We start from the raw sequence: 11,326 nt of genomic DNA, 5'->3' as shown, positions 1-11,326 counted from the left end.
GCGCACCGCCCTGCTCGCCTCCGTCAGCCATGATCTTCGCACGCCCCTGACGCGGTTGCGTCTGGAGTTGGCGCTGGCTCCGCCCTTCAAGCGTCAGGCCGCCATGCGCGGCGACCTGGACGAGATGGAGCATATGATCGACGAATATCTGGCCTTTGCGCGCGGCGAGGCCGGGGAAACGCCACAGCCTGTTTCCGTCCCTGACCTTCTGGGCGCCGCCGCCGATGACGCCCGGCGTGCAGGGGCGGAGGTCGAACTATCGGCGCCGGACGGCCTGACGGCCACCTTGCGTCCCCTCGCCTTCAAGCGCGCCCTGGTGAATCTGGCCGGAAACGCCGCCTCTCACGGCGAACATGTTCGGCTGTCGGCGCGGGTGCTGACCTCCGGCGGTGTCGAGATCGCCATTGAAGACGACGGCCCCGGCATTCCCGACGACATGCATGAAGAAGCCTTCCGGCCGTTCTCGCGTCTGGACGATTCACGCAATCAGAACCGCAAGGGCGTAGGCCTGGGTCTGGCCATCGCCCGCGACGTGGCCCGCAGCCACGGCGGCGACATTACGCTGGAGCGCAGCGATCTGGGCGGGCTGAAGGCTCTGATCCGCATCCCCGGCCCCGTTTTGCTCATGCCGACCGACACGCCCGCCGACTGAAGCTCCAGAGACCCGTGTCGTTTCAAAACTGAAACGCCCCCTAGCGAAACCCCACGTCAAGGCGCATCTACCATCGCGACAGGGTTGGAGATGGAACATATGCGTAAACTTGCTTTCTTCGCCCCCTTGGCTGCGACCCTTGCCGTCGCCGCCATGGCTCAGGCGCAACCTCAGGCTCCGGCCCAGACGACGGCTCAGGTTCAGGCTGAAAATCAGGCCCCGGCGAACGTCACAGTGACCATCGGACGTGATCTGCAGAACCAGGTCGCCAAGCTGGGCGAACGTGAGGTCAATGACCAGATCGCCACCCTTCAGGGCAACGTAGCCCGTGTGCTTCAGGACTCCTATCCTGGCGCCAGCGCTCAATTGGTGCTGACGGACCTCAAGCCCAATCGCCCGACCATGCAGCAGCAACGCGACACGCCCGGACTGGACCCGATCCGCAGCGTCTCTATCGGCGGCGCTGCCATCGAAGGTCAGCTGACTATGGCCGACGGCCAGACGCGGGCGGTGAAGTTCTCATACTTCTCGCCGACCATCCGTGATGTCTGGGGTTATGGCGTCTGGCAGGACGCCGACCGCGCGTTCGAGCGCTTCAGCGCCTATCTGCAACGCGGCCGTTTCTAAGATCTAGCCCATCTCGCGGTTGCGGCGGACCGCCGCTGCAACCGTGTCATGAGTCATGGCCGTCAGACGCCCGTCACGCGACAGGGCGTCCAGACCGGCGCGGGTCGAACCGCCCGGCGAGGCGATGCGGTCGATCAGAACCTCCAGCGGATCATCACCCATCGCATCGGCCGCTGATCGCAGGGTGGCGCGCGCCAGAATGTCAGCAGTCGCCGCATCCAGACCTGCCGCTTCGCCTGCCCGCGCCAGGGCTTCGGTGAAGGCGTAGAAATAGGCCGCGCCCGATCCAGCAACCGCAGTCGCCGCATCCATCAGGGCTTCATCCGCCAGATTGACCGTTTCGGCCATCGGCTCGAACAGCGCACGGCCCAACGCCCGTGCATGATCATCTGCCGACCAGACCGAGGCCACGCCGCGTCCACGCGACACGCCTGTCGTCGGCATGACCCGCACTATGGGCCATCCGCCGATGCCTTCAGCCAACGTCGGCGCGGTCACGCCCGCCATCACCGACAGGATCACGGCGTGATCGTTTAGGAAGGGCAGCAGAGGCGTCACCACCTCGCGCCATTTCGCCGGCTTGACCGCCAGCACGATGACCTTGGCCTGGGTCAGGGCCTCAAGCGGCGGATTGATCCTAGCCCCCTTGGCCCGCGCGGCTTCCGCAGCGGGCTTTTCGGACGGGCTGAGAATGATCAGGTTTTCAGCCGCGACCGTATCGGTCAGCAGCCAGCCTTCCAGAATGGACGAGCCCAGTCGGCCGCAGCCGACCAGAACGACGGTTTCATTGACAGCCATCAGGCGGTGCCGACGGTCTCGAACAGGCAGGCGTCGATCGCCTCCTGCGGCTTCTTGTTGCCACGGACCATGAAGTCGAAGGCGGGATAATAGCGATCCGCCGCCTCAACCGCCGCATCGATCATCGACGCCGCCTGCGCCAGCGTCGGGCGCTCGCCCATCGGCAGGGCCAGCGAGTGACGGAAGACGATCTCACCGTCCTCGGCCCAGACCTCGAAATGGCCCATCCAGGTGCGCTGGTTGATCATGCCGACCAGTTCATAGGCAGCGGCCTTGCGGCTCTTGGTCACCCGCAGGTCCAGCGCACAGCACAGCTGAAGGCAGTCGCCCTCGGGCCGCCAGGCGAACCACAGCTCATAATCCTTCCAGTCGCCGGCCAGCGCGAACGCCAGATCACCGTCGTTGGTGCGGTCGAACGGCAGGTTTTCGGCCGTCAGAACGTGTTCGACCACTTCCAGCGGGTCGAAAGGCACGTCCGTTTCCTCTGGCCGGGCGATGTCCATCAAGCGTCTCGATTCAGGCGGCGGCCCCACGAGTCGGGGGCGTTAACGGGACGGTAAGCCTGTTCGCGGATTCGGCTCAACTGTCTGCGTCCGTTGCGGGAGTTCCATCTGTGGACGTTCCCTTGCGAGGCTTGCCAGAAGTCTTTTCTGCGGGCTTTTCAGCCGCCTTCAGCGTCGCGATCTCGGCGCGCAGGGCGGCGATTTCATCTTTCAGAACATCGAATTCATCGCGACGGACCAGATCCATCTCTGCGGCGATGCGATCGGCCTGTGCGCGCCAGGCCGTCTTTGCCTCTTCGCCCGCCGCCTGCGCCAGCCCCATAGCGCCCGTGGTCAGCTTGGCGAACTCATCCAGAATGGGGTTGCGGGTCTGCATGGCGGGCTCCGACCTTACGTCGTTAACGAAATCTGACCCAATAGGGTGAACGAAACCTTTCTTTCTGCTGCTTCGGAGGCGCCATCAAGGCGTCGTCTTCACCCATCACAGCAAGACGCCTTCACAGGCGACGTAGGCGTCGTCGCTTGCTAAAGCTTCAGCGACTGAACCGACGAGGATCCCCGCCTTGCCCTTTCCCGAATTCGACCCGGTCCTGATCCATCTGGGTCCGTTGCCGATCCGCTGGTACGCCCTGGCCTATGTCGCCGGCATTGTGCTGGGCTGGTGGTATGCTTCAAGTCTGGCGCGTCGCGAAAGCCTGTGGGCGCCGGGGCGCCCGCCGGTCAACAATACCCAGCTGGATGATCTGGTCCTGTGGATCACGCTGGGCATCATCCTGGGCGGACGGTTCGGATACGCCCTTTTCTACAAGCCCGTCATGTTCGCCCAGTTGTTCACTGGCCATACGCTGGGCGAGCGGTTCGAACTGCTGCAACTGTGGACCGGCGGCATGAGCTTCCACGGCGGCTTCCTGGGCGTGGCCATCGCCATCATCCTTTATGCCCGCCGCCAGCAGATCAACATGCTCAGCCTGGGCGATCTGGTCGCCCCGGTCGTGCCGCTGGGCCTCTTCTTTGGCCGCATCGCCAACTTCATTAATGGCGAGCTGTGGGGACGTGAGACGACCGTTCCCTGGGCCATCCGTTTCTGCAACGCCCGCATCGAACAGATGTACGGTTTCTGCCCCGCAGGCGACGTCCCTCGTCACCCCAGCCAGCTTTACGAAGCCGGACTGGAAGGCCTGCTGCTGTTCTCGGTCCTGTCGCTGGCCATCTGGAAGTTCAAGCTGCTGCAAAAGCCGGGCTACATCACCGGCCTGTTCCTGGTCGGCTACGGCATCTGCCGCGCTGCGCTGGAGAATGTCCGCCAGCCTGACTACGGCATGCCCGCCTTCCCGTTCGGCCTGACCATGGGCATGATGCTGTCGATCCCGATGATCCTGGTCGGCGGCTGGCTGATCTGGCGGGCCTGGAACCGCCCGCCCGCCGCCGCATGAGCGCCCCGGTCGAAACCCTGAAAACCCGGTTGGCGCGAGAGATCGCCCTGACCGGGCCGATGACGGTCGCGGACTATGTCACCCGCTGCCTGCATGATCCCAAGGGCGGCTATTACGCCTCGCGTCCGTCGCTGGGCGAGCGTGGCGACTTCATCACCGCCCCTCTGGTCAGCCAGATGTTCGGCGAACTGATCGGCCTGTGGGCGGTCGAGACCTGGCATCGTCTGGGCGCGCCCGAACGGTTCCGGCTGGTCGAGGTTGGGCCCGGCGATGGCACATTGATCAGCGACGCCCTGCGCGCGGCGCGTCTGGCGCCGGGTTTCTTGGAAGCCTGCGACCTCATCCTGATCGAGCCGAGCGCTCCCCTGCGCGCGTTGCAGGCCAGGGCTCTGGCGGGCGCCGACCTGTCGCCACGCTGGGTGCGAGATCTGACACGGATCGAGACGGATGCCCCCGTCATCCTGATCGCCAATGAGGTGCTGGACTGCATGCCTGCACGCCAGTTCGTCCGCACCGAAGGCGGCTGGGCCGAGCGCCGCATCGGCGTCACCGACGACAACGACCTGACCTTCGGCCTGACCGCCATCTCCGGCGGTTTCGACAAACCGTCCTTCGACATCGACCCCGGTCAGGTGTTCGAGATTTCAGAACAGCAGCCTGTCTTCGGCCGCGACCTGGGCCTGCTGATGAAGGCCGCATCCGGCGCCGCTCTGCTGATCGACTATGGCCGCGCACGTCCCGAGGCGGGCGACACGCTTCAGGCCCTGCGCCGTCACCAGAAGGTGTCGCCGCTTGACAATCCGGGCGAGGCCGACCTGACCCAATGGGCCGACTTCCCTCTGGTGCTGGAGGCCGCCCTTCGCACCGGGGCCGACGTTACCGGGTGCCTGCCCCAAGGCGAGTTTCTGCGCCGTCTGGGGATCGAAGCCCGTGCTGAACGGTTGAAATCGGGACGGCCCGACGCCGCCGCCGTCATCGACCGCCAACTGAACCGCCTGACCGCCGACGACCAGATGGGAAGCCTGTTCAAGGCCGCCGCGATCTTCTCGCCCCGCTCCCTGATCGTGCCCGGTTGGGATGCCGAGTAGAAGACGACCATGAGCGACCTTGCCCCCATCACCCACCCGCTGCTGACCGCTGCTGGCGTCAAGCACGGCTTCTTCACGCGCGCGGGCGGTGTCTCGACCGGCATCTATGAGGGGCTGAACGCTGGCGTCGGCTCCAAGGATGATCTAGCCGCCGTCACGGAAAACCGTCGCCGGGTCGCAGAGGCGATGGGAGCGGACGCCGATCACCTGAACGGCTGCTACCAGATCCATTCCGCCGTCGCGCGCGTTGCCGATGGTCCCTGGCACGGTGACCGGCCAGAGGGCGACGCCGTCGTCACCGCCAATCCCGGTCTGCTCTGTTCAGTTCTGACCGCCGACTGCGCGCCGATCCTGATGGCCGATCCCGAGACCTGCATTGTCTCCGCCGTCCATGCCGGATGGAAGGGGGCTCTGGGCGGCGTCGTCCATTCCGCTGTCGCCGCCATGGAGGCGCTGGGCGCCGACCCACGTCGCATCCTGGCCGTCGTCGGCCCCTGCATCGCCCAGGACAGCTATGAGGTCGGCGTCGATTTCGAGGAACGTTTCGCCCATCACGACCGGGGCAGCGAACGCTTCTTCCATCCCGGCGCGGCTGCCGACAAACGCCAGTTCGACCTGCCCGGCTTCGTCCTTTGGCGACTGCAGCAGGCGGGCGTGCGCCAAGCCGTCTGGACCGGCCACGACACATGCGCCGACGAAGCCCGCTTCTTCTCCAACCGCCGCGCCTTACAGCAAGGCGAACCGGACTTCGGGCGGTTGATCAGCGTAATCGGAGTTTGAAGATCAGGCTCGCAGATCGTCTAGCGCAACTTCGATGCTGTCGGTCTAACACTAACCTGTCTCCACTTCGGCCGACGTAAGTCGCTGACCGGAGACCTCAATTCGTGAAACCACTGTCGTTCAAGCGCCAACAATTCCCTGCGGCGGGATCCGCCAGGCTGCATGGCTCTACTTTCGTTTCAGCGTTAGCCTTCGCCATGGAAGAGCTGATGGCGGCGCGGGAGATCGATGTCGGCTACGAAACCATTCGCTGCTGGACGATCAAGTTCGGACTGCAGATCGCTCGGCGCCTGAAGAAGTGGCGCCCTCGCCTTCAACCCGCCTGCACCCCACGAAGTGGTTTGCTCCATCGGCAGGAAGCGGATGTTCCTGTGGCGCGACGTCGATGACGAAGGTGAGGTGCTGGACCTCGTCGTCCAGCGACGACGAGACACAGAAGCGGCCCTGAAGCTATTGAAACGCCTCCTGCGAAGCCGCCCCGTTGAGCCAGAGAAAGTCCTCATCGACGGGCTGGTTCATATCCAGCGGCGCTTGATCGTCTTGGCTTACGGCACCCACATTCACACGGCCGGCTGAGGGAGAACAATCGGGCGGAGAATTCTCATCAGCCATACGATGCCGCCTGCGCTGCCATACCAGCACGATCATTGCTGGCTCCGGCCGCACGGTTCCAGGCACCATCAACGCCTTGGCGATAGCAATCTACGGGTCGGCGGAATGGAAGCAGCTAAGAAAGCCTACTCAAGCAACATATCGCGGCATCATTGAGCGGTTGCGGACGGAGTATGGTGGGCAGTCTGTGCGGGGTCTGCAGACACAGCCCATCCTCAAAATGCGCGACCGCAAGGCCGGCTTTCCAACGGCGGCCAATAACCTGGTCAAGATCATGCGTTGGATGCTGGCCTTCGCTGTCGCCCGGCAATGGCGGATGGACAATCCAGCCACCGGCATTAGCCCGCTAAAGATCCCTTCTGGCGGTTTCCCCGTGTGGAATGAGGCGGACATCGCGAAATTTGAGGCGCATTGGCCCGTGGGATCCCGCGAGCGCCTGGCATTTGATCTTCTGCTCTACACCGCCCAGGGGTCAGGCGACGTACGTCAGATGGGCCGCCAGCACGTCCAAGGCCGCGCAATTCTAGTGCAGCAGGAGAAGACTGAGGCCTGTTTAGAGATTCCGATCCATCCACGCCTCAAGGCGTCGCTCGACACCGTTCCAGCAGGTCAGATGCTCTTTCTGGTCACGCAGTCGCAGGTCGGCTTTACGGCAGGCGGTTTCGGCAACTGGTTCCGTGGAGCCTGCCGGGCAGCAGGCACTCCTGATCGTTCGGCGCACGGACTTAGAAAGTCCGCTACAACACGCCTAGCCGACGCAGGCTGCACCGAAGCTCAGATCAATGCGGTAACGGGCCACCAAACCTCCAAGGAGGTCGAGCGGTACACCAAGGCGCGAGATCAGCGCCTGCTCGCAGAAGCGGCCTTTGCCATGATCGGCGGCACGCAACGCGAACAAACCTTGGCTAACCCTGCGGGGAAGTTAGCCAATCGGATCAACAACTAGCTGAAATATAAGGAGATCGCGATGATGGTGGCGGACAGAGAGTCTGAAATTTCAAGTTCTTATCGATTTCCGGCCACTACCCGCCGCTACCTTTTCTCTTTTGAAGACGTAGCCTTAGCTAGAGCGGGCGTTGCTAGAGATTTCCGGTTATTTCGCGACATCCGCCATCAAGCGCGAAACTTTTGGTGGGTGTGGTGGTGGGTGTAAATCACTCTGATTATGGCTGCAGGATTGTCCGCCATGCATCAAAAGAACCCGACGCGAGAATAATGGAGGGTGAGATGGCGGGCGTCATAGTCATCCGCTTTTAACGCCAAAAGCGTCCGCCATATTCACCGCATTTCATGCGGTGAATAGCGCCGCCATTCGCCGCAGGAGCGTTGCTAGAACCGGCGCGGTTACCGGTTTCGTTCATGCAAACCTCGAAATCGCGCACCATTGATCAACCTGAGAGCCATTTAAGATTCCCGCCTGAATAGTTCTGTGAGATTCTGCACTCTTGATTGTATTGGCGTGATGGAGGGAGCGTGCCCAAACTACCGGAGCTCATGGGGCCTCTGGCGGTATCTCGGCTGACCAAGCCAGGTCTGCACGCTGTGGGCGGTGTGCCGGGGCTGGCACTGCAAGTTTTGAAGTCGGGCGGGCGGACCTGGATCCTACGCGTCATGATCGGAACTCGAAGGCGGGAGATGGGGCTCGGAGGCTACCCTGGGGTGACCCTGGCGATGGCGAGAGAGGCCGCCCGGGAAGCCAGGGACATGATCCGGCGGGGTATCGATCCCATCGAATCCGCCAAGGCGGCACGCGCGGCGCTCAAGGTGGAACCGACGGTGGGCTACACGTTCCGGGCCGCCGCAGAGGCGTATATCGCCTCCCACGAAGCGGGCTGGAAGAACCCCAAGCATCGCGATCAATGGACCGCCACGCTAAAGAACTACGCGTATCCGGTCATGGGGAAGCTCGACGTCGCAGCTATCGAGTTGCCGCACGTCATGCGCGTCCTAGAACCGATCTGGATCAGGAAGATCGAGACGGCCAAACGCCTTCGCGGCCGAATTGAAATGGTCCTCGATTGGGCAGGCGCGCGGGGGTTTCGCACCGGTCCCAACCCGGAACGCTGGCGCGGACATCTCGACAAGCTGCTGGCAAAGCCATCCAAGGTCCATCGGATCACGCACCACCGCGCCCTGCCCATCGATGAGATAGCCCCTTTCATGACCCAGCTTCGGGATGCGGAAGGTACGGGCGCGCGAGCCCTGGAGTTCGCCATCCTAACGGCCGCGCGATCCGGCGAGGTACGAGGTGCCACTTGGAAGGAGATCGATCTGGACGCTCGCGTCTGGACCATCAGCGCCACGCGCATGAAGGCGGCGCGCGAACATAGAGCGCCTCTCTCCAAGGCTGCAGTCGCCGTCCTGAGCGCCATGCCTTCGGGGCGAGCGGACGCCTATGTGTTCAAAGCTGCGCACGGGGGGCGGATCTCTGACATGACGATCTCCGCCGTGTTGCGACGGCTGGAAGTCGACGCCGTGCCTCATGGTTTTCGCTCCACCTTCCGCGACTGGGCGGCGGAACGCACCACCTATCCCCACGAGGTCGCCGAGATGGCCCTGGCGCACGCGGTCGGCAACAAGGTCGAAGCCGCCTACCGGCGGGGCGATCTGTTCGAGAAGCGGCTCGCCATGATGGATGACTGGGCCGACTTCTGCCTCGGCCGACCTCAGGAGACAACCAACTCTCCAAAGCTCGCCAGCGCTAACGGCGCATCCTGAGAAATTTCTGGACCTGCCTCTCAGGTGGCAGGCGGTTTCGGCCGTCTAGACGGTGTCGCCGCATTCTGGCGACGCGCTCCTGGAGCCTGTCTTGCCTACCCCTGTATCGACTGCATCCGTCCGCCCCCGCCGGGGGCGTCGTCCCGACCCCATCATCACCCATCCCGAGCCTCTCTGGGATCTGGCCCAAGACCCCGGTGACTTCCACTCTGCGCTGGATGCGCAGATGGCCCGCCATGGCGACACCAGCTACAGACTGCACAAGGTCGTGGTGGCTGCAGGAACGCCCATCGACCACCACACCATCGTCGCGTGGCGGAGAGGCGCCAAGACCCCACAGACCGCCGCCAGCCTCAAGGTTTTGGCCCTGATCGAGCATCGCTATCGGCTCGTGCCGGGGTATTTCTCGGCGCGGATGCGGCAGGGCGGTGCGATCCGAGGGCAGACGACCGTGGCATTATCGACGTCGGAGTCGCGGCGACTGGCCTGGCATCTCCCCGACGATTTCAGTTCAAGAAGTGCTACCGAACGGGCCGAGATTCTCCACTGGGTCCGAACCCGCATCGTGTCGGGCGGAACGGAGTATCGACGCTACCAGTCGGACATGTCCCGTCACCGTTTCGGCTTCCGGTTCGACGGGAACGGCGCGTCATGGCTGCAGGCTCCACCTCAGTTGGCGACGGAGATGGCGGCGCTGAAACGGTTCAAGTCTTCGACGCTGACCGACATCGGGTTCGAACGATCCGGCGTCTGGGGTGAGGCCACGGCGACGCAACGGACCGAGCACCTGGCGTTAATGTTCGGCGCCATGGCGGCACCGGCTGATGGGGAAGTTCGTGGACTGGGCGCGTCTGCTGAAACCCTGACGCTCGCCTTCCTCGTCTTCCCCGCCGTATGGGACTGGTATCTACAGTGGCGTGAACACAGGCGCGGCTTCTACACGGGCTGGGAGTCCGAGATGCTGCTGCTGGCAGCGGCGTTCATGCGCGAGCGGACGGGCTGGCTCAGGCAGAACCCCGCATTCGCCGACCGGCTCACGCCCCTGCCCGGCCTTGTGACCGAGAGCGACATCGAAGAGGCGCGTTTGAACTGGGATAGTGTCTGCGACATGGGGCACAGGCATGCAATCTCCAGGGCGCGAGAGGTGCAGCGTGTGGCGCGAATCCATCGCGATCCGTTCGAGCCCATCCTGCCGATACTCGAGGCCCAGAGCCCCGTCGGCGAGTATCGCAAGATCGCCGATGAGGTCTTGCTTAGGATGCCCAACGAGAGACGCTATCCTCGCGCAGCAGCGGAGACGGTTCGCTCATTCCTCATGGTGAGGCTGGGGCTCCACCTCGGTCTTCGCCAGAAGAACCTGCGCGAACTTCTCATTGCAGATCGCGACCAGATTCCACGGACCGAACGCGAGTTGGAGGCCCTCAAGCGCGGCGAACTGCGTTGGTCTGCCCGAGAGGCGGGCTGGGAGGTCTTCATTCCTTGCGCCGCCTTCAAGAATGCGGACTCCGCCTACTTCTCGAAGCGCCCATATCGATTGGTGTTGCCTGACCTCGGCGGGCTCTATGCGATGATCGACCGCTACCTTGCGCGAGACCGCCCTGCGCTCCTTGCGGGCGCGTCCGATCCAGGAACCTTCTTCATCAAGACGGTGAAGGTCAGCAGCAGGAATGCGGCTTTCACCCAGTCGGGTTTCTACGAGGCTTGGCGGCTGATCATCCAGCGCCATGGCATCTACAACCCCTGGACCGGACGCGGCGCGATCGAGGGCCTGATGTCCCATGGGCCTCACAGCGTGCGGGACGTCCTGGCGACCCATGTCCTGAAGCAGACCGGCTCCTACGAGCAGGCGAGCTATGCGATCCAAGACACCCCCGCCACGGTCGCAGCCCACTACGGCCGGTTCCTACCGCAGGATAAGGCGGCGCTGGCGGCCAAGGTGCTCAATCAGGTCTGGGAATCTTGAACTTACTCCGCTTCTCGAAAGAGAGGCGGAGTGCTTCCGATACCCCCAAACGGGTTTGGATTCATCACGGGCCGAAGCTTCGCGTCGGATTGAAACCGCCGCCCCGTCTATTGAAAGTGGAAATCCGTCGGCGTCGGCAGCCTCTTTCCGGC

Annotated in this window: 13 protein-coding genes; 10 read left to right on the top strand and 3 right to left on the bottom strand. The window is 63.7% G+C overall.

Features of this window, described 5'->3' with window-relative positions:
• Positions 1-652 (top strand): ATP-binding protein (locus QZ281_RS16420; RefSeq protein WP_292230229.1); only part of this gene is annotated, 652 nt, incomplete at its 5' end.
• A gap of 99 nt (positions 653-751) precedes the next feature.
• A complete protein-coding gene (locus QZ281_RS16415) occupies positions 752-1,279 on the top strand; it encodes a hypothetical protein (RefSeq protein ID WP_292230227.1) in 528 nt (175 codons plus the stop codon).
• 3 nt (positions 1,280-1,282) lie between these two features.
• Here QZ281_RS16415 and QZ281_RS16410 read toward each other — a convergent pair whose 3' ends face one another.
• From QZ281_RS16410 to QZ281_RS16400, 3 genes are all read right to left on the bottom strand, one after another.
• The gene (locus tag QZ281_RS16410; protein ID WP_292230225.1) at positions 1,283-2,077 is read right to left on the bottom strand and encodes a pyrroline-5-carboxylate reductase dimerization domain-containing protein; all 795 of its coding nucleotides are present in this window, start codon (positions 2,075-2,077) and stop codon (positions 1,283-1,285) included.
• Entirely contained in the window at positions 2,077-2,580 is a 504-nt protein-coding gene (locus QZ281_RS16405; RefSeq protein ID WP_292230223.1) for a YbjN domain-containing protein, read from the bottom strand. The genes QZ281_RS16410 and QZ281_RS16405 overlap by 1 nt, the downstream gene beginning before the upstream one ends.
• Before the next feature lie 76 nt (positions 2,581-2,656).
• Positions 2,657-2,956 (bottom strand): accessory factor UbiK family protein, encoded by a 300-nt coding sequence (locus tag QZ281_RS16400; protein ID WP_292230221.1) that lies wholly within the window; start codon positions 2,954-2,956, stop codon positions 2,657-2,659.
• 187 nt (positions 2,957-3,143) lie between these two features.
• Between QZ281_RS16400 and lgt the strand changes: the two genes are divergently transcribed.
• The 8 genes from lgt (at position 3,144) to QZ281_RS16360 (ending at position 11,174) form a co-directional block, all read left to right on the top strand.
• Positions 3,144-4,013 carry a prolipoprotein diacylglyceryl transferase gene (gene lgt, locus QZ281_RS16395; protein ID WP_292230219.1) on the top strand — a complete coding sequence of 290 codons (870 nt, stop codon included), beginning with the start codon at positions 3,144-3,146 and terminating at the stop codon, positions 4,011-4,013.
• Positions 4,010-5,101, top strand: a complete 1,092-nt coding sequence (locus QZ281_RS16390; protein ID WP_292230217.1) for an SAM-dependent methyltransferase — start codon at positions 4,010-4,012, stop codon at positions 5,099-5,101. The genes lgt and QZ281_RS16390 overlap by 4 nt, the downstream gene beginning before the upstream one ends.
• A gap of 9 nt (positions 5,102-5,110) precedes the next feature.
• The gene (pgeF, locus tag QZ281_RS16385) at positions 5,111-5,881 is read left to right on the top strand and encodes a peptidoglycan editing factor PgeF (RefSeq protein ID WP_292230216.1); all 771 of its coding nucleotides are present in this window, start codon (positions 5,111-5,113) and stop codon (positions 5,879-5,881) included.
• A 104-nt stretch (positions 5,882-5,985) separates the two neighbouring features.
• Positions 5,986-6,270, top strand: a complete 285-nt coding sequence (locus tag QZ281_RS16380) for a hypothetical protein (protein ID WP_292230213.1) — start codon at positions 5,986-5,988, stop codon at positions 6,268-6,270.
• Positions 6,245-6,457 carry a DDE-type integrase/transposase/recombinase gene (locus tag QZ281_RS16375; RefSeq protein WP_292230211.1) on the top strand — a complete coding sequence of 71 codons (213 nt, stop codon included), beginning with the start codon at positions 6,245-6,247 and terminating at the stop codon, positions 6,455-6,457. Before QZ281_RS16380 ends, QZ281_RS16375 begins: the two co-directional genes overlap by 26 nt.
• 256 nt (positions 6,458-6,713) lie before the next feature.
• Positions 6,714-7,439 (top strand): tyrosine-type recombinase/integrase, encoded by a 726-nt coding sequence (locus tag QZ281_RS16370; protein WP_292230210.1) that lies wholly within the window; start codon positions 6,714-6,716, stop codon positions 7,437-7,439.
• 548 nt (positions 7,440-7,987) lie between these two features.
• Positions 7,988-9,211 carry a site-specific integrase gene (locus QZ281_RS16365; RefSeq protein WP_292230236.1) on the top strand — a complete coding sequence of 408 codons (1,224 nt, stop codon included), beginning with the start codon at positions 7,988-7,990 and terminating at the stop codon, positions 9,209-9,211.
• Positions 9,212-9,437: 226 nt separating this feature from the next.
• Positions 9,438-11,174: a hypothetical protein gene (locus tag QZ281_RS16360; protein ID WP_292230208.1), complete on the top strand. Its 1,737-nt coding sequence runs from the start codon at positions 9,438-9,440 to the stop codon at positions 11,172-11,174.
• Positions 11,175-11,326: the final 152 nt, after the last annotated feature.

This window comes from Brevundimonas sp. (assembly GCF_018608325.1).
Lineage (GTDB): Bacteria > Pseudomonadota > Alphaproteobacteria > Caulobacterales > Caulobacteraceae > Brevundimonas.
This window is presented reverse-complemented; position numbering and strand designations above follow the sequence as displayed.